22 protein-coding genes are annotated in these 23,154 nt (G+C 54.3%); 15 read left to right on the forward strand and 7 right to left on the reverse strand.

Annotated features, from left to right (window positions below):
* Positions 1-370 precede the first annotated feature (370 nt).
* Together chiP and EBC_RS08090 are read left to right on the forward strand one after the other, a co-directional pair.
* Entirely contained in the window at positions 371-1,744 is a 1,374-nt protein-coding gene (chiP, locus tag EBC_RS08085; protein WP_231853706.1) for a chitoporin ChiP, read from the forward strand.
* A gap of 57 nt (positions 1,745-1,801) precedes the next feature.
* Entirely contained in the window at positions 1,802-4,456 is a 2,655-nt protein-coding gene (locus EBC_RS08090; RefSeq protein WP_013201299.1) for a beta-N-acetylhexosaminidase, read from the forward strand.
* A gap of 60 nt (positions 4,457-4,516) precedes the next feature.
* Here EBC_RS08090 and fur read toward each other — a convergent pair whose 3' ends face one another.
* The 4 genes from fur to ybfF all read right to left on the reverse strand — a co-directional run bounded on the left by fur (position 4,517) and on the right by ybfF (position 7,196).
* Positions 4,517-4,960 (reverse strand): ferric iron uptake transcriptional regulator, encoded by a 444-nt coding sequence (fur, locus tag EBC_RS08095; RefSeq protein ID WP_013201300.1) that lies wholly within the window; start codon positions 4,958-4,960, stop codon positions 4,517-4,519.
* Positions 4,961-5,321: 361 nt separating this feature from the next.
* Complete coding sequence (fldA, locus tag EBC_RS08100; RefSeq protein WP_013201301.1) at positions 5,322-5,852, reverse strand: flavodoxin FldA; 531 nt, start codon at positions 5,850-5,852, stop codon at positions 5,322-5,324.
* Positions 5,853-6,002: 150 nt separating this feature from the next.
* Positions 6,003-6,284, reverse strand: coding sequence for a LexA regulated protein (ybfE, locus tag EBC_RS08105; RefSeq protein ID WP_013201302.1), 282 nt, complete (start codon positions 6,282-6,284; stop codon positions 6,003-6,005).
* Between the two features lie 147 nt (positions 6,285-6,431).
* Complete coding sequence (gene ybfF / locus EBC_RS08110; RefSeq protein ID WP_013201303.1) at positions 6,432-7,196, reverse strand: esterase; 765 nt, start codon at positions 7,194-7,196, stop codon at positions 6,432-6,434.
* Between the two features lie 250 nt (positions 7,197-7,446).
* Between ybfF and seqA the strand changes: the two genes are divergently transcribed.
* Together seqA and pgm are read left to right on the forward strand one after the other, a co-directional pair.
* Positions 7,447-8,001 carry a replication initiation negative regulator SeqA gene (seqA, locus tag EBC_RS08115; protein ID WP_013201304.1) on the forward strand — a complete coding sequence of 185 codons (555 nt, stop codon included), beginning with the start codon at positions 7,447-7,449 and terminating at the stop codon, positions 7,999-8,001.
* 30 nt (positions 8,002-8,031) lie between these two features.
* Positions 8,032-9,672, forward strand: a complete 1,641-nt coding sequence (gene pgm / locus EBC_RS08120) for a phosphoglucomutase (alpha-D-glucose-1,6-bisphosphate-dependent) (RefSeq protein WP_013201305.1) — start codon at positions 8,032-8,034, stop codon at positions 9,670-9,672.
* Between the two features lie 68 nt (positions 9,673-9,740).
* Here pgm and kdpE read toward each other — a convergent pair whose 3' ends face one another.
* On the reverse strand, positions 9,741-10,424 hold the full coding sequence (gene kdpE / locus EBC_RS08125) for a two-component system response regulator KdpE (RefSeq protein WP_013201306.1): 684 nt from the start codon (positions 10,422-10,424) through the stop codon (positions 9,741-9,743).
* A 316-nt stretch (positions 10,425-10,740) separates the two neighbouring features.
* Here kdpE and EBC_RS08130 point away from each other — a divergent pair, with 316 nt between their 5' ends.
* From EBC_RS08130 to phrB, 3 genes are all read left to right on the forward strand, one after another.
* A complete protein-coding gene (locus EBC_RS08130) occupies positions 10,741-10,947 on the forward strand; it encodes a YbfA family protein (RefSeq protein WP_013201307.1) in 207 nt (68 codons plus the stop codon).
* 111 nt (positions 10,948-11,058) lie between these two features.
* Positions 11,059-12,015 carry a YbgA family protein gene (locus EBC_RS08135; protein WP_013201308.1) on the forward strand — a complete coding sequence of 319 codons (957 nt, stop codon included), beginning with the start codon at positions 11,059-11,061 and terminating at the stop codon, positions 12,013-12,015.
* Between the two features lie 18 nt (positions 12,016-12,033).
* Complete coding sequence (gene phrB / locus EBC_RS08140; RefSeq protein ID WP_013201309.1) at positions 12,034-13,461, forward strand: deoxyribodipyrimidine photo-lyase; 1,428 nt, start codon at positions 12,034-12,036, stop codon at positions 13,459-13,461.
* Between the two features lie 104 nt (positions 13,462-13,565).
* Here phrB and EBC_RS08145 read toward each other — a convergent pair whose 3' ends face one another.
* A complete protein-coding gene (locus EBC_RS08145) occupies positions 13,566-14,459 on the reverse strand; it encodes an SDR family oxidoreductase (protein ID WP_013201310.1) in 894 nt (297 codons plus the stop codon).
* 314 nt (positions 14,460-14,773) lie between these two features.
* Between EBC_RS08145 and EBC_RS08150 the strand changes: the two genes are divergently transcribed.
* From EBC_RS08150 to nei, 8 genes are all read left to right on the forward strand, one after another.
* On the forward strand, positions 14,774-15,517 hold the full coding sequence (locus EBC_RS08150; protein ID WP_013201311.1) for a type 2 GTP cyclohydrolase I: 744 nt from the start codon (positions 14,774-14,776) through the stop codon (positions 15,515-15,517).
* Between the two features lie 121 nt (positions 15,518-15,638).
* Positions 15,639-16,295, forward strand: coding sequence for a 5-oxoprolinase subunit PxpB (pxpB, locus tag EBC_RS08155; protein WP_013201312.1), 657 nt, complete (start codon positions 15,639-15,641; stop codon positions 16,293-16,295).
* On the forward strand, positions 16,289-17,221 hold the full coding sequence (gene pxpC, locus EBC_RS08160) for a 5-oxoprolinase subunit PxpC (protein ID WP_013201313.1): 933 nt from the start codon (positions 16,289-16,291) through the stop codon (positions 17,219-17,221). Before pxpB ends, pxpC begins: the two co-directional genes overlap by 7 nt.
* On the forward strand, positions 17,211-17,948 hold the full coding sequence (pxpA, locus tag EBC_RS08165; RefSeq protein ID WP_013201314.1) for a 5-oxoprolinase subunit PxpA: 738 nt from the start codon (positions 17,211-17,213) through the stop codon (positions 17,946-17,948). The genes pxpC and pxpA overlap by 11 nt, the downstream gene beginning before the upstream one ends.
* 77 nt (positions 17,949-18,025) lie before the next feature.
* Positions 18,026-18,754 carry a DUF969 domain-containing protein gene (locus EBC_RS08170; RefSeq protein WP_013201315.1) on the forward strand — a complete coding sequence of 243 codons (729 nt, stop codon included), beginning with the start codon at positions 18,026-18,028 and terminating at the stop codon, positions 18,752-18,754.
* The gene (locus tag EBC_RS08175; protein ID WP_013201316.1) at positions 18,754-19,743 is read left to right on the forward strand and encodes a DUF979 domain-containing protein; all 990 of its coding nucleotides are present in this window, start codon (positions 18,754-18,756) and stop codon (positions 19,741-19,743) included. The genes EBC_RS08170 and EBC_RS08175 overlap by 1 nt, the downstream gene beginning before the upstream one ends.
* Before the next feature lie 7 nt (positions 19,744-19,750).
* Positions 19,751-20,416, forward strand: coding sequence for a pyroglutamyl-peptidase I (gene pcp, locus EBC_RS08180; RefSeq protein ID WP_013201317.1), 666 nt, complete (start codon positions 19,751-19,753; stop codon positions 20,414-20,416).
* 56 nt (positions 20,417-20,472) lie between these two features.
* Positions 20,473-21,225 (forward strand): endonuclease VIII, encoded by a 753-nt coding sequence (gene nei / locus EBC_RS08185; protein WP_013201318.1) that lies wholly within the window; start codon positions 20,473-20,475, stop codon positions 21,223-21,225.
* Positions 21,226-21,273: 48 nt separating this feature from the next.
* Here the strand turns inward: nei and EBC_RS08190 are convergent, their stop codons facing one another.
* Positions 21,274-22,554 carry a citrate synthase gene (locus EBC_RS08190; RefSeq protein WP_013201319.1) on the reverse strand — a complete coding sequence of 427 codons (1,281 nt, stop codon included), beginning with the start codon at positions 22,552-22,554 and terminating at the stop codon, positions 21,274-21,276.
* Positions 22,555-23,154 lie beyond the last annotated feature (600 nt).

The following is a 23,154-nucleotide window of genomic DNA, read 5'->3' on the forward strand; positions in this document are numbered from 1 at the left end:
TCAATATCTAAGAATTTTATTAAACAAGACCGCCAGCCAGTCCTTAATACGCTAAGGAGATGTTGTCTTTCTGTAATTAGAATATATCCGCGAGATGATATTTAAGATTAATATTAATTGAGTAAGCGCGAATTAAATTAGCGGGCTATTTATATTCTTTCATTAATAACGCCGTTTTGTGCCGCCGCTCATACTTTCTTCTTTCACTTTTAAATAGTTATTGATAATTCGCGTCGCGAAAAATATCATCGACTTTGAGTTTCGTCGGTTAGAGGATGCTTATAACCAATTGATATCATGGCTCAGAATGGGCCTTACTCTTATGGAAGAGGGGTTATCTATGTCTGCTTTTATCTCATCACGTCCCGTGATGGCGGGCGCAGTCGCCTGCTGTACGCTGTTATCGGTTCCGCTTTTTATTCCTGATGCTACTGCCGCCGGATTTATTGATGATGCCTCATTAACGGGCGGCGTTTATTACTGGCAACGCCACCGGGAAAGAAAGGATCTCAATCCTGATAGCGATAAGTTTGGCCAGTATCAGCAAAATCTCCACCATTCTACTTTTAACAGTAATCTGGATTTTTCATCGGGTTATGTTGCCGACATTATTGGACTGGATTTAGCGGTATTTGGCGCGCTGGAAATGTCAGATAAAGGCCCGGCAGCGCCAAATGAAATTGGCTTCAGCGATGCCAATACGCGCTGGGATGAAAAATGGAGCGGGGATAAAAATGGCGCCAGCCTTTATAAGGCGGCATTAAAACTAAAGCTTAACGATTACTGGCTGCGGGCCGGTTATTTGCAGCCGCAGGGACAGACGCTGCTGGCGCCAAACTGGAGTTTTTTACCGGGCACCTATCGCGGAGCCGAGCTTGGCACCCAGGTTGATTTTGCTGATGCAGGGGCACTATCACTTTCCTATATGTGGAGCGATGAGTATAAGGCACCCTGGTACCGCAACACCTATCACTTCCGCAAGGCGGATGGCAAAACGGGCATCCCGTATCTGCATTCGATAGGGGCAAAATACGACTTCAAAAATGACCTGTTGTTGGAAGGCGCTTTCGGTCAGGCGGCCGGTTATATGGACCAGTACTTCACCAAACTCTCTTACACCTTTGCGCTGGCTGAAAATCCGCTTACCACCAGCTGGCAATTCTATGGTGCCCGGGACAAAGAGCGCGGTGGCGCAGCCAACAGTAATGATGTCTATGACGGCCTGGCCTGGCTGCAGGCGCTGACCTTCGGTTATCGCGCGGGGCCTTTCGATCTGCGTCTTGAAGGCACCTGGGTCAAGGCCGAGGGAAATCAGGGTTTCTTCCTGCAACGCATGACGCCGGGTTATGCCACCTCAAACGGTCGGCTGGATGTCTGGTGGGATTCCCGTTCCGACTTTAACGCCAACGGCGAGAAAGCCCTGTTTGCCGGCGTGTTGTATGAGCTGAAAGGCTGGGGCCTGCCGGGCCTTTCGGTCGGCACCTCCTATGCTTACGGCTGGGATGCCAAACCCAACAGCAAACCGATCTATAACCAAAATACCCGTCTGAAAGAATCTGCCTGGAATCTGGACCTGCTTTACAAAGTGCAGGAGGGCAGGGCGAAAGACACCTTATTCAAGCTGCACTTCACCCGATTCAATAACCATTCCACCCTTCCCAGCTGGGGCGGCGGCTACGGCAATATCTTCCAGGATGAGAAGGATCTGAAGTTTATCGTCACTGCACCCTTCACAATTTTATGACGTGTGTCTTGCAACGAAATGAAGAAAAACGACTTACCTACGGACAAGGATTAAAGGATGAAAAAGTTCAGAGCCAGTCTGATATCGGTTGCGCTGATATCTGCGTTAGCCAGTGGTGGAGCAGCCGCCAACCAGCAGTTAGTCGATCAAATCAGCCAGTTTGGCGTGAAGTACAAAGTGACGGACAATCTTGCCGCCCAGCATGGCGTGGATTGCGCCGGACTGGGCGCTGACTGGGCCTCCTGTAACCGCGCAACCATTAGCTTCACCAATCCGGGCCCCGCCATCGACAGCAAAGACTGGGCAATTTATATGTCTAACGTGCATGAAACGCTGAAGGTCGAAAGCGATCAGTTTCGCATGGTGCATATTGTCGGGGATTTAACCCGCCTGGAGCCGACAGACAAATTCAAAGGCATTGCGGCGGGCGAAACCATCGAGATCCCGATCGTGAATGAATACTGGCAGCTGTTTATTACCGATGTGATGCCGCGTTGGTATGCGACCTCTGGCGATGCCACGCCGAAAATCCTCGTCAGCACGGATACCGAGATACTGACCGATTTTGTGGAGCCTTTTGGCGCTCAGTGGAAGCGCATCGCAGATGATAAGAACCTGTTGATGGATGCCCAGGGCCGCTTTACTAAAAACAGCGATGTCGCCCCGATGGCCGCGTCCACTTTACGTGGGCAAATCCTTCCCACCCCGTTGAAGGTTTCGGTGTTCTCTGATGACGCGGATCTCTCTGCTGGGGTGACGCTGGAACTGGCAAGCCTGTCGGCAGAGAAAGCCGAAGCCATACAGCAGCGTTTTGCGCTGATGGGAATCAAAGCGCAGCCCAATGGATACCCGATTACCACTCGGGTGAGCAAAAAAGCGTTCGATAAAAAGCTGGCCGTTCCGGGGGGATACACGCTGAATATTGGCAAGGACAAGGCTGAAGTGGTGGGTTATGACCAGAGCGGCGTGTTCTATGGTTTACAGTCGATCCTGTCGCTGATCCCGGCCGATGGCAGCCTGAACGTGGCGACGTTAAAGGCCAGCGATGCGCCGCGTTTCCAATACCGTGCGGTGTTCCTTGATGTGGCGCGCAACTTCCACAGCAAAGAGGTGGTACTGCGCTTGCTGGACCAGATGGCGGCGTGGAAACTCAACGTTTTCCATTTCCATCTGACCGACGATGAAGGCTGGCGTATTGAAATTCCAGGCCTGCCGGAGTTAACGGAGATTGGCAGCAAGCGTTGTCACGATCCTGAAGAGAAGCGCTGTTTGCTGCCACAGTTAGGATCGGGACCAAACAGTGATAACAGTGGCAGCGGTCATTTCAGCCGTCAGCAGTATATCGATATTGTGAAGTATGCTGATGCGCGCGGTATTCAGGTCATCCCGGAAATCGATATGCCGGCCCACGCCCGGGCAGCGGTAATCTCGATGGAAGCGCGTTACGATCGCTTGTTCAATGCCGGTAAGGAAAAAGAAGCCAATGAATTCCGCCTGCTCGATCCCAGCGACAATTCCAACACCACCTCCGTGCAGCTTTACGATCGCACCAGCTATCTCAATCCGTGCCTGAGCTCCTCGTTACGCTTTACCGACAAGGTGATAGGTGAAATCCAGGCGATGCATAAAGCTGCCGGACAGCCGCTGAAGACCTGGCATTTCGGCGGAGATGAAGCCAAAAACATTCGCTTAGGATCCGGCTATTCGGATAAGAACACACCCGTTGAAGGCACCGGTTTACTGGACTTAAGCCAGCAAGATAAGCCGTGGGCAAAATCCCAGGTCTGCCAGACGATGATTGAAGAAGGAAAGATTGAAGACCTGGATCATCTGCCGAGCGACTTTGCCCTTAACGTCAGCAAGCAGGTTAAGGCACACGGTATCGGCAAAATGCAGGCCTGGCAGGATGGTATTAAAGACGCTAAAAATGCCAAAGCCTTCGCAACGGACAGGGTTGCGGTCAACTTCTGGGATACGCTGTTTTGGGGCGGTTTTGATTCTGCCAATGACTGGGCAGGCAAAGGTTATGAAGTGATCGTCTCCAATCCGGATTACCTGTATCTCGATTTTCCTGCCGAGGTGAATCCGCTGGAGCGGGGATACTACTGGGGAACGCGCTTTACCGATGAACGGAAAATTTTCCACTTCGCGCCGGATAACTTGCCACAAAACGCCGAGACTTCCGTCGATCGCGACGGCAAACCTTTCACGGCTAAATCTGACAAGCCCTGGCCTGGCGCTCACGGCATCTCCGCTCAACTGTGGAGTGAAACCACCCGTACCGACGCGCAGGTGGAGTACAAGCTTTTCCCGCGCATTTTGTCCGTGGCGGAACGTGCCTGGCACCGCGCAGCCTGGGAGCAGGATTATAAAGCCGGCAAAGAGTATACCGGCGGCAAAACCCGCCTGGTAGACCAGCAGGCTCAGCTGAAGGACTGGCAGCGGTTTGCCAACCTTCTGGGGCAACGTGAATTGGCAAAACTGGATAAAGCCGGCATTGCCTATCGCTTGCCGGTGCCCGGTGGGGTGGTGCAGGACGGTAAGCTGGTGGTCAATACCGAGCTACCGGGCTTAACCGTTGAGTACAGCCTGGACGAGGGGACAACCTGGCAGCAGTGGCAGGCGGATCAACCGCCGGCGGTGGCCGGTAAGGTATTGCTGCGTACGCGCAGTCCTGATGGTCTGCGCGTCAGCCGGACGGAAGCGCTGTAACGGGGCGACAGGCAAAAAAAAACCGGTGAAGGATCACCGGTTTTTTGCTGTTAGTGTAGATTACTTGTCGTGCAGCGTCTCATCTTCACGGCAGTCACCGGTTGAGCAGTGACCGTAAAGGTACAGGCTGTGGTTACTGAGTTTGATGCCGTGGCGCGTGGCGATATCACGCTGGCGAGCTTCGATGTTTTCATCACGGAACTCGATCACCTTGCCACAATCCAGGCAAATCAGATGATCGTGGTGATGCTGCTGAGTCAGTTCGAAAACGGATTTACCACCTTCGAAATTATGACGGGTAACGATCCCGGCATCATCAAATTGGTTAAGAACGCGGTAAACCGTCGCCAGACCAATCTCTTCGCCCATGTCAATCAGACGCTTGTACAAGTCTTCCGCACTGACGTGATGGCCCTCAGGTTCCTGAAGTACTTCCAGAATTTTAAGTCGTGGAAGCGTGACTTTCAGGCCGGCCTTCTTTAATGCGGTGTTATTGTCAGTCATGCGGATATTGTCCTGTTACTTTGCTAGTCACTTTGTGGCTGAAAAGCCCTGAACATCGGTCGTCGCGAAAAGCCAAACGTCTCATTATAGAACTGATATTTCGAAATGAACACCACTGGCGATGCATCTCAATCAAGGGAGGTAAGGAGAAGAGTCGTTACGTCCGTGAGAGCAAGCGGTTGGGCTGACATTTCGCTCTGCCTCATCATAGTCGCTATTAGAGCGAAAGGCGCTGAGAAAGCGGGTGACCGATGGCGATATTTTACAGATTTGCAGATGAAAGTTACAAAAATGTGTCTATTACTTCTATAGGAAAAACCACTGGCCTGATGTGAGATACCTCCCAATCAGGCCGGTCTGATTACGCTTCCAGGATTTCTTTCAGCTGGAGCTCGTCATAAATCTGTTTGACCCACTGCTCGGTGCGCTCACTGGTGAGTTCTGGCTGACGATCTTCGTCAATAGCCAGACCGAGGAAGTGCTTATCATCCGCCAGCCCTTTCGAGGCTTCAAAATGGTAGCCTTCAGTTGGCCAGTGACCGACGATCACCGCGCCTTTAGGCTCGATAATGTCGCGGATGGTGCCCATCGCGTCACAGAAGTACTCAGCGTAATCTTCCTGATCGCCACAACCGAACAGCGCAACGAGCTTGCCGTTGAAATCAATTTCTTCCAACGTCGGGAAGAAATCATCCCAGTCGCACTGCGCTTCGCCGTAGTACCAGGTTGGGATACCGAGCAGCAGAATATCAAAGGCTTCAAGGTCTTCTTTGCTGCTTTTAGCGATATCATGAACTTCAGCCACCTCTTTACCGAGCTGCTTCTGGATCACTTTTGCAATGTTTTCTGTATTGCCCGTATCGCTGCCAAAGAAAATGCCTACGATTGCCATGACTTACTAACCTCTTGAAACGTGTTGATAGGGTAAAGGCTGCTTATTACAGATACCGGCAATGATAGCAGACAGCTACAGGGGGATAAATGAGTAATCCGCCTGCTTTTGTCGCTTTGTGCTTCACCGGGGGGTGCTGAAAGCGCCTGTTCAGCGGTCCTGATCGGCCAACTGCGCCATGACCATTTCTTCAATCAGCTCGCTGCGGCTCATATTACGCTGCTCGGCAAGCTGGTTCAGAGCATCAACCGCGTCACTGTTCATTTTCAGTTCAACGCGCTTCAGCCCGCGCACTTTATCGCGCTTAAGCTGGTTGCGTTTGTTGATACGCAGCTGCTCATCACGCGTCAGCGGATTGGTTTTTGGTCGTCCCGGGCGACGGTCATCTGCGAACAGATCGATCGTGGTGCGGTCCGTGTTTTCTTTTGCCATAGAATCGTGATACTGAAAGGCTGGAGTTCTGATGGTTCAGGCCTGATGTCGGCTGAAATTCGTGCAGCGACAAATTTTTAGCGCGCCATCATACCCCAGCGAAAGTCATGACGACAATGATTTAGCCATCTCAGGATATAATTGTTTTTACAGCGCAAAAAAACGGCGTATTGCGCGCAAAACAGCATCAGGTTTCTCGGCATGGACCCAGTGACCGGCACCGTTGACCACATGCGCACGGGCTTTGGGGAACTGCGCCAGCAGGGCGTCACGATATTCATCGGCCAGGTAGGGCGAACGTTCGCCGCGAATAAACAGCGCGGGATGTTCCCAGGCCGGAACCGGCTGCCAGCCAATAATCCGATCGTAGCACTGCCACAGCACCGGCACGTTAAACCGCCATTCCCCTTGCTGGAAGGATTTCAGCAGAAACTGAATCACGCCTTCTTCTTCTATCGTTTCACGCATCAGCGCTGCGGCATCGCTTCGTTGCGTAATGCCCGCTGCGGTGACCGCCTTCAGCGCCGCAAAAATCGTATCGTGATGGCGGGTCGGATAAGCGACCGGTGCCATATCGATAACCACCAGCTGCTCGATTCGTTCTGGCGCCAGCGCGGTTAACGCCATCGCCACTTTTCCGCCCATCGAATGTCCGATGACCGCGACCCGGTCAATCCCTTCGGCATCCAGCGTTTCCAGTACATCGCGGGCCATCGCCTGATAATCCATCTGGTCATCGCGAGGCGATAAACCGTGGTTTCTCAGGTCGATCTGCACCAGCTGGCGATCGTCCTTTAACCCTCGCGCCAACACGGACAAATTATCAAGGCTGCCAAAAAGGCCGTGGATTAACACCACGGGAACCTCAGGGCGGGCGGATTGTTCAGATAGCAAGCGGGTATTCAATTTCATAACAAAGTTCTTACTGTTGAAACGAGGGGTTAGGGTATCATAGATTCACTTTTTCCTGCCGTGACGGCCAGAAAGCGCCCGCCAATCTTTTTGCGGCATATTCTGACTTTTACTGGTATCAGGGGCTGGCGCTACACCCCGGCAGGATTTAACTTTATAATCCTCGTGTTAGAGCTGGAACGATCCTGTGCGGCTTGTTCAGGCAGCGTACAGACCGGCTCTTATCAGCAATAAATTGTACTGGATCAAGATGAAAACTATTGAAGTCGACGAAGAGCTCTACCGTTATATCGCCAGTCACACTCAGCATATTGGTGAAAGCGCCTCTGACATTTTGCGTCGTATGCTTAAATTTACGGCCGGGCAAAAAGCGCCTGCTACCGCAGCGGTAACGGCATCTACTGCCGTGAGCGTCGCCAAAGACGCGGCGCCAGTGAAGGTGGAATCCCGCCCTCAGGACCGCGTTCGCGCGGTGCGTGAGCTGCTGCTGTCTGACGAATATGCTGAGCAGAAGAAAGCGGTTAACCGTTTTATGCTCATCTTGTCGACTTTATATAATCAGGATCCCAAAGCTTTTGCCGCCGCGACCGAGTCACTGCTTGGCCGCACGCGCGTTTACTTTGCAGGCAATCAGCAGACCCTGGTACAGAATGGCACCCATACCAAGCCGCAACATATTCCCGGCACGCCGTATTGGGTGATCACCAACACCAACACAGGTCGCAAACGCAGCATGGTGGAACACATCATGCAGTCAATGCAGTTCCCTGCGGAACTCGCTGACAAGGTTTGCGGCACCCTCTAACTGATAAAGAAGCGTCAGGGAGAATCGCCAATGGCCAATCACCCCCGTGCAGGGCAACCCGCCCAGCAGAGTGATTTGATTAACGTTGCACAATTAACGTCACAGTATTATGTCCTGCAGCCCGATCTGAGCAACCCGGAACATGCGGTTAAATTCGGGACTTCTGGCCATCGCGGCAGTGCAGGGCGTCAGAGCTTTAACGAGACGCACATTCTGGCTATTGCTCAGGCGATTGCAGAAGAACGCAAAAAGAACGGCATTACCGGTCCTTGCTTCGTCGGCAAAGATACCCATGCGCTCTCCGAACCTGCGATCATTTCCGTACTGGAAGTGCTGGCCGCGAACGGTGTCGATGTGATTGTGCAGCTGGACAATGGCTATACGCCAACGCCTGCGATCTCCAATGCTATTCTGGAGCACAACAAAGCCGGTGGCCTTCAGGCCGATGGCATTGTGATCACGCCTTCGCACAACCCACCGGAAGATGGCGGCATTAAATACAACCCGCCAAACGGTGGCCCGGCTGACACTAACGTCACCAAAGTGGTTGAAGACCGTGCCAATGCTCTGATTAAAGATGGCCTGAAAGGCGTTAAGCGCATCGCGCTGGACAAAGCCTGGGAAAGCGGCCATCTTCAGGAAAAAGACCTGATCCAGCCTTACATTGAAGGCCTGGCGCAGATCGTTAACATTCCTGCTATTCAGAAAGCGGGCCTGAAAATTGGTGTCGATCCGTTAGGCGGTTCAGGGATTGCTTACTGGCAGCGTATTGCCGAGTTCTACAACCTTGATCTGACCATCGTGAACGATTCGGTCGATCAGACCTTCCGCTTTATGCACCTCGATAAAGATGGCGTGATCCGCATGGATTGCTCGTCTGAGAGCGCGATGGCGGGTCTGCTGGCGCTGCGTGATAAATTCGATCTGGCCTTTGCCAACGATCCGGATTATGACCGCCACGGTATCGTCACGCCTGCTGGCCTGATGAACCCGAACCACTACCTGGCCGTTGCAATCAACTACCTGTTCCAGAACCGTCCGCAGTGGGGCAAAGATGTCGCCGTCGGCAAAACGCTGGTTTCCAGCGCGATGATCGACCGCGTGGTTAACGACATTGGTCGCAAGCTGGTGGAAGTGCCGGTTGGCTTTAAATGGTTTGTTGACGGCCTGTACGATGGCAGCTTTGGTTTCGGCGGCGAAGAGAGTGCGGGTGCTTCCTTCCTGCGCTTTGACGGCACGCCGTGGTCTACCGACAAAGACGGCATCATCATGTGCCTGCTGGCGGCAGAAATCACTGCGGTAACCGGCAAGAATCCACAGCAGCATTATGACGAACTGGCCGCGCGCTTCGGCGCCCCGAGCTACAACCGTCTGCAGGCTTCTGCGACTTCTGCGCAAAAAGCGGCGCTGTCTAAACTGTCACCAGAAATGGTCAGTGCCGATACGCTGGCGGGCGATCCGATCACGGCACGCCTGACGGCAGCGCCGGGTAACGGTGCTTCTATCGGTGGTCTGAAAGTGATGACCGAGAACGGCTGGTTTGCTGCGCGTCCTTCGGGCACTGAAGATGCATACAAAATCTACTGCGAGAGCTTCCTCGGTGCTGAGCACCGTGAGCAGATCGAGAAAGAAGCGGTTGAGATTGTTAGCGAAGTGCTGAAAAACGCCTAATCGCGAAGCTTCAGAAAAACCTAAAGGCGCTGATATAGCGCCTTTTTTATTGCCTGCGCCGCAGCCATTCACGGCATAAAGCGGTAGCCGACACCGGTTTCGGTGATCAAATGGCGAGGTTGCGCCGGATCGCTTTCCAGCTTCTGCCGCAGATGTCCCATATAGATGCGCAGATAATGGCTGTGCTCGACGGCATTGGGTCCCCAAACCTGGTTAAGCAGTTGACGTTGCGTCATGACTTTTCCGGCGTGATTCAACAGGCTGACCAGCAGACGAAACTCAATGGGCGTCAGATGCAGATCCGCACCGCCTTTGGTGACGCGTCGCCCGGCAATATCCACGCAGACGTCGCTAAAGGTAATTTCACTGGCTTGCGTCCCGTTGCCGGATTTATCCCGGTGCCGAAGCGCAACACGCACTCTTGCCAGTAACTCCCCAATACCAAAAGGCTTGGTGAGAAAGTCATCGGCGCCGGCATCCAGCGCCGCAATCTTATCCTGTTCGTCACTGCGTGCAGAGAGCACGATGACCGGCACTGCACTCCACTGGCGGACTTCGCGGATAAACTGATTGCCATCGCCGTCAGGCAAACCCAGATCGAGGATCACTAAATCGGGTTTACGGGTTGCCGCTTCAATCAGCCCGCGTTGCAGGGTGTCGGCGTCGTACACCCGCAGGGATTCACCCTCCAGCGCAATACGCAGAAAACGGCGGATCTCTTTTTCATCTTCAACGATCAGAACGGTTGTCACCGGGTTTCCTTCCTGTTATCGGGCAGCGGCGCCGCATTAGGGCGGCCCAATTTATCAAATATCCTTCCGCTTTGCTGCAAACCTTCTCGGCCGTGCAACAGGCGACCGAAGACGGTAAGGGATAATCCGGCAGTGGATGTCATTCGATTGTTAATTAATAACGGTAAAGTTAACATTTATGTAACTTGATTACGGTTCGGTGAAAATATCAGCGGTTTTTTTCGCTTTTAGTGGTCGGATGAGTAGTAAAATTACACAGAAGGCGCTATTATTTTGCGCAGATTACATTCGTTTCATTGGGCTAACGGGAGGACATATGGGTCTTTATCAGCACTACTCTTTACACCGGATTGTCCTGCGTCGCATTGCGGTGATCGTCGCAGGCACTTTGGCTTTACCGGTTATGCTTTTCCGCCAGGATCGTGCCAGGTTTTACAGTTATCTGCACCGCGTCTGGTCCAAGACCAGCAGCCAGCCGGTCTGGCTGGCCCAGTCTGAAGCCGCAGGTTGCGACTTCTACTGATCTCTCCCGCTCCGGCGGGATTTTTTTTGCCCGTTATTCAACCTTCACGCGATCATTGCGCGGCTTTCAGCTACACTTAAACCTCTACAAGATTCTGGAGGTTGTACAACTATGAGCGAAAAAATTCCCGTCGGCATCAGCGCCTGTTTGCTCGGTGACAACGTCCGTTTTGATGGCGGTCATAAGCGCTGCGCTTTCGCCACCGAAGATCTCGCCCCGTTTATCCGTTATGAACCGGCCTGCCCGGAAATGGCGATCGGATTGCCGACGCCACGACCTGCGCTGCGTTTAACCGAAAATGGTGACGATCTGCCCGCGCTCTGCTTCAGTAATGGCAAAGGCGATCCGGTCACCGAGGCCATGCAGTCTTACGCAGAAAAACGCGTTTCCGCCCTGCATCATCTGTGTGGCTACATTGTCTGTGCTAAATCGCCCAGCTGCGGCATGGAACGCGTGCGGGTCTATCAGGCCGATAACAACAATAACCGCAAAGAAGGGGTAGGGGTCTTTACTCGCGAGCTGATGGCGCAAATGCCGTGGCTGCCGGTTGAAGAAGATGGTCGCCTGCACGATCCCGTACTGCGGGAAAACTTTGTTGAACGCGTGTATACGCTGCATGAATTTAATGAGCTGTGGCGCAGCGGCCTGACGCGCGGCAAATTAATGGCCTTTCACAGCCGTTATAAGCTCTCTTTGCTGGCGCACTCCCAGCCGGAATACCGCGAAATGGGGCGTTTTGTTGCGGCGATGGCCGACTGGTCGTCACTGGAAGAGTATGCCTTTGAGTATCGCCAGCGTCTGATGGATTTGCTGAAGAATCAGGCCACCCGGGGAAATCACACCAACGTGCTGATGCACGTTCAGGGTTATTTCCGTCCTCAGCTGACCTCAAAACAGCGCCAGGAGCTGACCTCGCTGATTGAACACTATCGTCAGGGGATGCAGCCGTTGCTGGCACCGATCACCCTGTTGAAGCATTACATGGCGGAGTACCCCGATGCGTATCTGGCGCAGCAGCGCTATTTTGAACCCTATCCGGAAGCGCTTCGCCTGCGCTATGGACACTAGTTTTTCTCAGGGAGTGTTATGGCAACCCATTTGATCTGGCTGCGCAACGATCTGCGCGTCCATGATAATTACGCATTGCATGCTGCCTGCCGCGATGCCGATGCCACCGTGCTGGCACTGTTTATAGCCACGCCAGCGCAGTGGAAAAGTCATTCGATGGCGCCGAAACAGGCGGCCTTTATCTACCAGAACCTGCTGGATGTTCAACACTCGCTGGCTGAGAAGGGCATCGCGCTGCACACAGTGCAGTGTGATGATTTTGCCGCTTCCGTCGAGGCGTTAAGTGATTTCTGCCAGCAGCATCATGTCGACCGGCTGTTCTACAACTATCAGTACGAAGTTAACGAGCGCCAGCGCGATGCGGCGGCGGAGCGCAGGCTGTTTGATCTCGATATCATTTCTCAGGGATTCGACGACAGCCTGTTGCTGCCACCGGGTAGCGTACTGACCGGTAACCGTGAGATGTATAAAGTCTTTACGCCGTTCAGCCGGGCGTTTGTTAAACGCCTGCACGAAGGATTGCCCGAGTGCGTGCCGGCACCCAAACCGCGGCAGGGCGCGCCGTTAAGCAAAACGCCGGAGATAAAGCCCTTCGATTATCCAACCGAAGCGTTCGACAGCGAGCTGTTTGCCGCCGGAGAGAAAGCTGCGCTGCATCAGTTACGGCATTTCTGCCAGCAGCCGGTCACTGAATACCCCGACACCCGCAATATTCCGGCGGTTGATGGCACCAGCCGGCTTTCTGTCTATCTGGCCACCGGCGTGCTTTCGCCACGTCAATGTCTTCACCGGCTGCTGGCGGAACATCCCCGAGGTCTGGACGACAGTAACGTTTTTGTCTGGCTGAATGAGCTGATCTGGCGTGAGTTTTACCGTCATCTGCTGGTGGCCTGGCCGAAGCTCTGTCGGTATAAACCCTTTATCGCCTGGACCGACAACGTAAAGTGGCAGCCGGCTGATAAGCAGCTGGAAGCGTGGCAGCAGGGTAAAACCGGCTACCCGATTGTTGATGCGGCGATGCGACAGATGAATCAGTTGGGCTGGATGCACAACCGTCTGCGGATGATCGTCGCCAGCTTCCTGGTAAAAGACCTGCTGATCGACTGGCGGGAAGGGGAGCGCTACTTTATGTCACAGCTGATTGATGGCGATCTGGCAGCCAACAATGGCGGCTGGCAGTGGGCGGCGTCCAGTGGCAACGATGCCGCACCGTATTTCCGCATCTTTAATCCGACCACTCAGGGCGAGCGCTTTGATAAAGAAGGTGAGTTTATCCGCAAGTGGCTGCCGGAGTTAAAGGACGTGCCGGTAAAGCATATTCATCAACCGCATATCTGGGCCGACAATGTGGGCGTTGCGCTGGATTATCCTCAGCCGGTTGTCGATCATAAAGAAGCGCGAAAGCGCACGCTTGAGGCGTTTGAAGCGGCGCGTAAACAGAGTTAACCGTTAAGGCGCCAGTATTTATCACTGGGCGCTTTACGTAATTGCCAGCAAAAAAAGAGATCGCCAGGCGATCTCTTTTTATTTTTACATAGCAGGAACGGGGGTTACAGCGTGCCGGTACCACCATCCGAGCACCAGACCTGACCAGAGGTATAGCTGCTTTCGGTCGAGGCGAGGGTGACATACAGCGGAGCAATTTCAGCTGGCTGTCCCGGGCGACCCAGTGGCGAATCCTGGCCAAACTGCTGCACTTTTTCCTGCGGCTGTCCGCCACTTGACTGAAGTGGCGTCCAGTAAGGTCCCGGTGCGACGGCATTGACGCGAATGCCTTCTTTCCCCAGCTGCTTAGCCAGTGATTTGGTAAAGGCGACAATGCTGGCTTTGGTCTGGGCATAATCCAGCAGGATTTCGCTGGGTTTAAAGGCCTGAACCGAACTGGTATTAATAATCGACGCGCCACGCGGAAGATAATCCACCGCCGCTTTAGTTATCCAGAACATGGCATAAACGTTGGTTTTAAATGTGGCATCGAAATCTTCGGTACTTAATGTCCGAATAGATTCATTAAATTGCTGACGCCCGGCATTGTTCACCAGAATATCCAGACCGCCAAGTTTGCTGGCTGCCTCTTTAACTAATTGCTGACAGAAAGCTTCGGTGCGAATATCACCCGGGATCGCGATGGCTTTGCGCCCTTCGGCTTCGATAAGCTGAATAACTTCAGCCGCATCTGACTCTTCTTCCGGCAGATAATTGATTGCCACGTCGGCCCCTTCACGAGCATAGGCAATGGCCACGGCGCGGCCGATGCCGGAGTCGCCACCGGTGATCAGCGCTTTACGTCCGGCCAGTCGGCCTGACCCTTTATAGGATTTCTCACCGTGATCCGGCACCGGGATCATTTTGCTGGCAAGGCCTGGCACAGGCTGAGGCTGTTCTGCAAAGGGTGGCGCAGGATAATCAACGGTCAGGATGCTTTTGTTATTTTGATGTGACATATTTTTCACCTTGTGCATATTTACGTGTTGTTAAAGCCTGGCACAGATGTGAGGTTTGTCACACATTAAGCCGGAAAAAGTCCTTTTATCGGAACAACCTTCCGGGCGATCCAGTGCATTAACCCGATGAACAACCCGGGCGAAATAAATAACGTACACCGCTGTTGATGCGTTAATTGTCTGTTTTATCAGCAGCTGTCGGCAGATAAAAAAATGCTGCTGATAGTCCCCACGCTTTGTTATTGTGACGGTAATCCCACACGCAGCGTTACGCGGTAATTGTTTTCCGGGTAACGCGCACTTCAGGAATTGATATGCGTAATACAGAGCTTGAACAGATTGTTAACCAACTGCTGAACACCGCTGCCTTCAAAGACTACGGCCCGAACGGCTTGCAGGTGGAAGGGCGGAGTGAGGTGAAGAAAATTGTTACCGGCGTTACCGCGTGCCAGGCGCTGCTGGATGAGGCGGTGCGGCTGAATGCTGATGCGGTGCTGGTCCATCACGGTTATTTCTGGAAGAACGAAGCCTCGGTGATCAAAGGGATGAAGCGTAACCGGCTGAAAACCCTGCTGGCCAATGACATCAATATGTACGGCTGGCATCTGCCGCTGGACGCGCATCCTCAGTTGGGAAATAACGCCCGGCTCGCCAGCCTGCTGGGCATTGACACCAAAGGTGAAATTGAAGAACTGCTGCCATGGGGAGAGCTGAAAGAGCCGTTGACCGGCAATCAGTTTGCCCAGCGCATCAGTCAGGTGCTGGGACGTGAACCGCTGCACTGTGGCGATAATGCCCCTGAGTCGATCCGCCGTATTGCCTGGTGCTCCGGTGGCGGTCAGGGCTTTATTGATGCGGCGGCAGCCTTCGGCGTCGATGCGTTTTTCAGTGGCGAAGTCTCTGAGCAGACCATCCACAGCGCGCGCGAACAGGGCCTGCACTTCTTCGCCGCCGGGCATCATGCCACCGAGCGTTGTGGCATTCAGGCGCTCGGCGAGTGGCTGGCAGAGAACCATAATCTGGACGTCACCTTCATCGATATCCCTAATCCTGCCTGATTTCTGCCAGGCGGCTACCCCGGCCGCCTGCAACACAGTTGACACATCCCCGACATTTCCGCATAACTATTTGCCTTATATCGATTTCAGATGGCCTTAATACCAGGTCAGGAGGAGCGTTTTGCAACGAGCTCGTTGTTACCTGTTAGGCGAACGTGCAGTCGTACTTGAACTTGAGCCGCCGGTTACGCTGGCCACTCAGCAACGGATTTGGGGCCTGTCGTCGCGATTAATGGCAAGACCTGAAGTCATTGAAGTGGTCCCGGGGATGAATAACATCACCGTGCTGCTGAGCGATCCGCAACAGACGGCGCTGGATGCCATTGAGTGGTTACAGTCCTGGTGGGAAAAAAGCGAACAGCTGGAAATGACCTCACGCGAGGTTGAGATTCCGGTGGTTTATGGCGGTTCCGCCGGGCCGGATCTGGATGAGGTTGCCCGCCACAGTGGCTTAACGCCGCAACAGGTTGTCGAAGCCCATGCCAGCGGAAAATACGTGGTTTACTTTATCGGTTTCCAGCCTGGATTCCCGTATATGGCTGGGCTGGACGATCGCCTGCATACGCCACGGCGTGCCGAGCCAAGAGTGGCGGTGCCCGCCGGATCGGTAGGCATCGGCGGCAGCCAGACCGGCGTCTATCCGTTTTCCGCCCCTGGCGGCTGGCAGTTGATTGGTCAGACGGACATCACGTTGTTCAATCCAGTAAACCAGCCACCCACTTTCTTAAGGCCGGGCGACAGCGTGCGGTTTGTACCGCAGAAGGGAGGCTTATGCTGAAGATAATTCGCGCAGGAATGGCGACCACGTTGCAGGACGCCGGCCGCACCGGTTGGCGGCAGTACGGCGTCGGTCTGAGCGGGGTTCTCGATCGTCCCGCCATGGAAACCGCCAATCTGCTGGTGGGCAATGATAAAAACAGCGCGGTACTGGAGATTACGCTGGGGCAATTCAGTGCTGAATTCACCCGCGACGGCTGGATAGCGCTGACCGGCGCGGGATGCAGTGCCGAGCTGGACAGTCAGCCGGTGTGGACCGGCTGGCGAACGGCGGTGAAAAAGGGACAGCGGCTGACGTTAAGCATGCCGCACCGGGGCATGCGCAGCTATCTGGCGCTGGATGGCGGGTTTGCCGTCGAGCCAATGTTAGGTTCTTGCAGCACGGATGCCAAAGCCGGCTTTGGTGGCTTTAACGGCGGCCCGATTAAAGATGGCGATTTGCTGCCTCAGCGCGAGCCGCAACGGCACTTCCTGAAGCCGGTCGGCGTGCGCCAACTGCTGTTCGGTAACCGCATCCGGGTGATGATGGGGCCGGAATATCATGAGTTTACCCATGAGAGTCGTGAAGCGTTCTGGCGGACCGCCTGGAAACTTAATCCGCAAAGTAACCGTATGGGCTACCGCCTGCAGGGCCGGCCGCTGCAACGCAGCGAAAAGCGTGAAATGCTGTCGCACGGCCTGATCCCCGGCGTGATTCAGGTGCCGCCAAACGGTCAGCCGATTGTGCTGATGGCGGATGCGCAGACCACCGGCGGCTATCCGCGCATTGGCTGCGTGATCGAAGCCGATCTTTACCATCTGGCGCAGATCCGTCTGGGCGAGCCGATGCATTTTGTTTACTGCACGCTTGAAGAAGCGCTGAAAGCCAAACGCGACCAGCAACTGGCGCTGGAGCAAATGGCCTGGGGAGTGGAACATGAAAGTTGATCTTAATGCCGATCTGGGCGAAGGCTGCGCCAACGATCGTGACTTATTGCAGCTGGTGTCATCGGCCAATATCGCCTGTGGATTCCATGCCGGCGATGCGCAAACCATGCGTCAAAGCGTGTTATGGGCGCTGGAATTCGGCGTGGCCATCGGCGCACATCCGAGCTTTCCCGATCGGGAAAATTTTGGCCGCACGCGGATGCAGCTCCCTGCCGAAACCGTGTATGCCCAGATGATTTACCAGATTGGCGCACTGCAGGCGATCGCCCGCAGCGAAGGCGGCAAGCTGGTGCATGTGAAGCCCCACGGAATGCTCTATAACCAGGCCGCTCAGGAGCCCGAGCTGGCGAACGCGATCGCGCGGGCGGTGAAAGCCGTCGATCCGGCTTTGGTGCTGGTGGGGCTGGCCAACAGTGAATCCATTCGGGCCGGCAAGGCGCTGGGTCTGACCACGCGCGAAGAGGTTTTCGCCGATCGTGGCTATCAGGCCGACGGATCGCTGGTTCCGCGCAGCCAGCCAGGCGCGCTGATTGACAGCGATCAACAGGCCATCGAGCAGACCCTGAGCATGATCCAGCAGGGCAAGGTGAAGAGCCTCAGCGGTGAATGGGTGAACGTCAATGCTGACACCGTTTGCCTGCACGGCGATGGCGCACACGCAATGGCTTTTGCCGCCCAGCTCCGTCAGGCCTTTAAGCAACAACAGATTCAGGTCACCAGCCTTTAAGGCAATAACGCGTTGAAACGCGGCAGATTCCTCAACTCGGTTGGGGAATTTTTTTTATCAATACCGGGAGGATGTATATGGAAAGTGCAGTGAATTTATGGCCACTGGCAGGGATTGTGGCCATCGTCATCGGTTTTTTACTCCGGTTTAACCCGGTGCTGGTGGTGATCGTCTCCGGACTGATTACCGGGCTGGCCGCGCATATGCCGCTGGGCGATATTCTGGAAAAGCTGGGCTCAGGATTTCTCAACACCCGTAACCTGCCGCTGATCCTGTTGTTGCCGCTGGCCGTTATCGGCCTGCTGGAGCGTCACGGTCTGAAGCAGCGGGCCCAGGCGTGGATCGCTCAGATTAAAACCGCCACAGCCGGACGCCTGCTGATTGTGTATCTGTTCGTGCGTGAAATCACCGCCGCGATGGGCCTGACCAGTCTGGGTGGGCATCCGCAAATGGTGCGTCCGCTGCTGGCACCGATGGCCGAAGGGGCCACCGAAAACCGCTATGGCGAGTTGCCTGACAGCGTTCGCCATCGCCTGCGCGCGATGTCGGCCGCAACCGATAACGTCGGCCTGTTCTTTGGCGAAGATATCTTTGTCGCCTTTGGCGCGATCATCTTTATGCATAACTTTATGCAGGAATCCGCCGGAATTCAGACCGAGCCGCTGCATATTGCGCTGTGGGGCATTCCGACCGCTGTCTGCGCGTTTCTGATCCACGCCGTGCGCTTACGCCGCCTGGATAAAACCATTGCCAAAGAACTGTCTGCACTGAATAACACCGCGTTGAAAGCGAAGGGAGGCCGCTAATGTTCCAGCAACAATATCTGTTCTGGCTGGCGGGAATTATCCTGCTGGTGGTCGCCGTGATGTCCTGGCGCGACAAAGGAAACCCACGCCGCTTAACCACCGGGCTGTTCTGGGCACTGTACGGGCTGGTGTTTTTCGTCGGTGACTGGGCGGTTGAGCTGCTTGGCGCACGTTCACTGCACATTGTGATAGGCGTGATGGTGGTGGTGATGGCGTTGATTGCCGGTCTGGGCGGCGTGAAGCTGGGCTCATACCATCAGCGCAGCGAAGAGCAGAAAGAGCAAAGCGCTCAGCGCTTACGCAACAAACTGTTCCTGCCGGCGTTAGCCATCCCGGTGGTGACGGTGATTGGCGTGCTGGCCTTCAATAATATTCCGGGGTTGCAGGAAGGGCTGTTTGGTCCGGGGAATCACTCCACGCTGGTGACGTTATTCTCAATGATGGTCGGCTGCGTGATCGGCTGGCTGATCGCCCTGAAACTCACCCATGAAGGCCCGGCGCAGTCGGTGCAGGAAGCGCGTCGCCTGCTGGATGCCATCGGTTGGGCATTTATTCTGCCGCAAATCCTTGCCACCTTAGGTCTGCTGTTCACCAGCGCCGGCGTTGGCACGGCGATTTCGCACCTGACCGAAACCTACCTGGCGGTAGATAACCGCTTTATTGCCGTTGCCACCTATGCCATCGGCATGGCGCTGCTGACCATGGTGATGGGCAATGCCTTTGCCGCATTCCCGATTGTTACCGCCGGCATCGGTATTCCGATCCTGGTGCTGCAACACCATGGCAATCCGGCGGTCATGGCGGCGATTGGCATGTTCTCCGGCTATTGCGGCACGCTGATGACGCCCATGGCGGCCAACTTCAATATTGTCCCGGCGGCGCTGCTCGAACTGCCTGACCGCAATGCGGTGATCAAGGCTCAGGTGCCCACCGGCGTGCTATTGTTAATAGCCAATATCTTCCTTCTGTATTTCATGATGTTCCTGTGAGGCCACAATGAAGACCGTTTTGATTACCGCTTTCGAGCCTTTCGGAGGCGAGCTGGTGAACCCGTCGTGGGAAGCCGTCAGCCATCTGCATGAGCGCATGGTGTGCGGAGCAAAAGTGATGGCCAAACAGCTGCCCTGTGCTTTTGGCGACTCGCTGACCGCGTTGTATGCCGCCATTGAAGAGTTGAAACCGGATCTGGTGATTGCCGTAGGGCAGGCGGGGGGGCGTACCGATGTGACCATCGAGCGCGTCGGCATCAATGTCGATGATGCCCGCATTCCTGATAACCTGGGGAATCAGCCGATTGACGAAGAGATTGTCGAGGATGGGCCGGTGGCCTACTTCTCCACGCTGCCGATTAAGGCGATTGTCGAAGGGATCCGCGAAGCGGGGATCCCGGCGTCCGTCTCTCAGACGGCGGGCACCTATGTCTGCAATCATGTGATGTACGGGCTGATGCATTATCTGGAAAAATACAACAGCCTGGCAAAGAACAAGACCAAAATCCGCGGTGGGTTTATCCATATTCCTTACCTGCCTGAACAGGCGGTTAAACATCCTGGTGTGGCGAGCATGCCGGCGGCGACGGTGATCCTCGCGCTGGAAATGGCGCTGAGCATTGCGCTGATCGTTGAGAAGGATATTCGTCTGGAAGGCGGCGCCACACACTGAGACTGAACGGGTGAATCATGCCAGAAGGACCTGAAATCCGCCGCGCGGCGGATTAGCTGGAGAAAGCGATCAAGGGGAAAACGCTGACTGACGTCTGGTTTGCTTTTCCTCAGCTAAAAACCTACGAACCGGCATTGCTTGGCGAACGGGTTGAGGCGATTGAAACGCGGGGCAAAGCGATGCTGACCCACTTTTCTAATGGCCTGACGCTTTACAGCCATAACCAGCTGTATGGCGTCTGGCGGGTGGCGAAAAGCGGCGTTGATCCTGCCACTAACCGCATTCTGCGCGTTCGTCTGGCGGCGGAAGATAAGGCCATTCTGCTCTACAGCGCGTCAGAGATTGAATTGCTGAATGCAGATACGTTGATGGCACATCCTTTTCTGCAGCGCGTAGGTCCGGACGTGCTGGATATGACGTTAACCTCTGAGCAGGTTAAAGCGCGGTTGCTTTCATCCCGTTTCAGACGGCGTCAGTTCAGCGCGTTACTGTTGGATCAGGCTTTTCTGGCGGGATTAGGCAACTATCTGCGGGTAGAAATACTCTGGCTGGCAGGCCTGGCGCCGCAGCATAAAGCGCAGGACCTGACCGAAGAGCAGTTGGCGCTATTGGCTGACGCGTTACTGGCCATTCCGCGGCTTTCGTACCTCACGCGGGGAGTCAGTAAAGAGAATAAACATCACGGCGCGCTGTTCAGCTTTAAGGTGTTTCATCGGGCAGGGCAGCCGTGCGAGCGGTGCGGTGGCATCATTGAAAAAACGGTGCTTTCGTCGCGCCCGTTTTACTGGTGTCCGGGTTGCCAGCACTAACTAAAAAAAAACGCCGCAATCGCGGCGTTTTTTATGCGGTCTGGCGGATTACTTGGTGCCAGACTTGAAGTCACGCTTGTCATAGCCGGTATACAGCTGACGCGGACGGGCAATTTTGATGCCGTCGTCGTGCATTTCTTTCCAGTGTGCAATCCAGCCCACGGTACGCGCCATCGCGAAGATCACGGTAAACATGGAAGACGGAATGCCCATCGCTTTCAGAATAATGCCTGAGTAGAAGTCGACGTTTGGATAAAGTTTACGCTCGATAAAGTACGGGTCGTTCAGCGCGATATCTTCCAGCTTCATCGCCACTTCCAACAGATCGTCCTTCATACCCAGTTCGTTCAGCACTTCATGACAGGTCTCACGCATCACGGTTGCACGCGGATCGTGGTTCTTATACACGCGGTGGCCGAAGCCCATCAGACGGAACGAATCGTTCTTGTCTTTTGCACGCTTCACGAACTCAGGGATGTGATCAACGGTGCTGATCTCTTCCAGCATACGCAGGGTCGCTTCGTTTGCGCCACCGTGGGCAGGTCCCCACAGGGAAGCGATCCCCGCGGCGATACAGGCAAACGGGTTAGCGCCAGAAGAACCGGCGGTACGCACGGTAGAGGTGGAGGCGTTCTGCTCATGGTCGGCATGCAGGATCAGGATACGATCCATGGCGCGTTCCAGAATTGGGTTCACCACGTACTCTTCGCACGGCGTGGAGAACATCATATGCAGGAAGTTTCCGGCGTAAGACAGGTCGTTGCGTGGGTAAACGAAAGGCTGGCCGATCGAATATTTGTAACACATCGCCGCAACGGTCGGCATTTTGGACAGCAGGCGGAATGCCGCAATTTCGCGGTGACGCTCAATGTTAACGTCCATCGCATCATGATAAAACGCGGCCAGTGCACCGGTAACACCACACATTACCGCCATCGGATGAGAGTCACGACGGAAGCCACGGAACAGATGATGGATCTGCTCATGGATCATGGTATGGCGGGTTACGATGGTTTTGAATTCTTCAAACTGCTCTTTGGTTGGCGCTTCGCCATTCAGCAGGATGTAGCACACTTCCAGATAGTTGGAGTGCACAGCGAGTTGATCGATCGGGAAACCACGGTGGAGCAGGATACCTTCATCACCGTCGATGTAGGTGATTTTAGATTCGCAGGACGCAGTAGAGGTGAAGCCTGGGTCAAAGGTGAAATACCCTTTGGATCCGAGGGTACGTACATCTATCTCGTCCTGGCCTAACGTGCCTTGCAACACATCAAGTTCAATAGGAGCTTCGCCTGGTAGGGTTAGCGTTGCTTTTTTATCAGCCATTTATTGTCTCCTTTGCGCCTTATCTATAGATCTTCGACACTCGAAATGCTCATTGTGTCCGCGCCTGCATAAAAAAGCGCAGTGTCGTCTCTGTGGCATCTTGTATCGTGCAGGGTACAGAGAGACGGGGCGTGCGCAGGCCGGGTGGGCACAACAGTACTGCGTTTCGCGGTTGTTAAAGATCCGGTCTGGTCGTAACTTGTTGGTAACCGATACCTGATACTTTGTACGTATATATCATCAATGTTACATAACTTGTGCTTAGGGGAAAGTGTATCCCCATAACTTTTGTGCATCATAGAACTTTTGATCGTCCGTTTGTAACAGGAATGTTGAAGTTTTGTCAAATCAGATAATTAAATTTGTATAAATTGTGAAAAATGTGAGTCGGATCACTGTTCCACCTAAATATGCCCAAGAAGTTTGTAGGGGAATTGTAATGAGTTTGTGAACCCCCTATACTTCCGCCAGGTCTCCGGAATACCCTGCAGTAGGAGCCACCCAGCGTTGCGTACGCGTCGTTTTGACACTGGATGTTGTTGTTTTAGTGCCTGGCGTAGTATCTCCGTAACGCTGTCTGACCCGCCCTCAGGACCGGAG

This window comes from Erwinia billingiae Eb661 (genome assembly GCF_000196615.1).
Taxonomy (GTDB): Bacteria; Pseudomonadota; Gammaproteobacteria; order Enterobacterales; family Enterobacteriaceae; genus Erwinia; species Erwinia billingiae.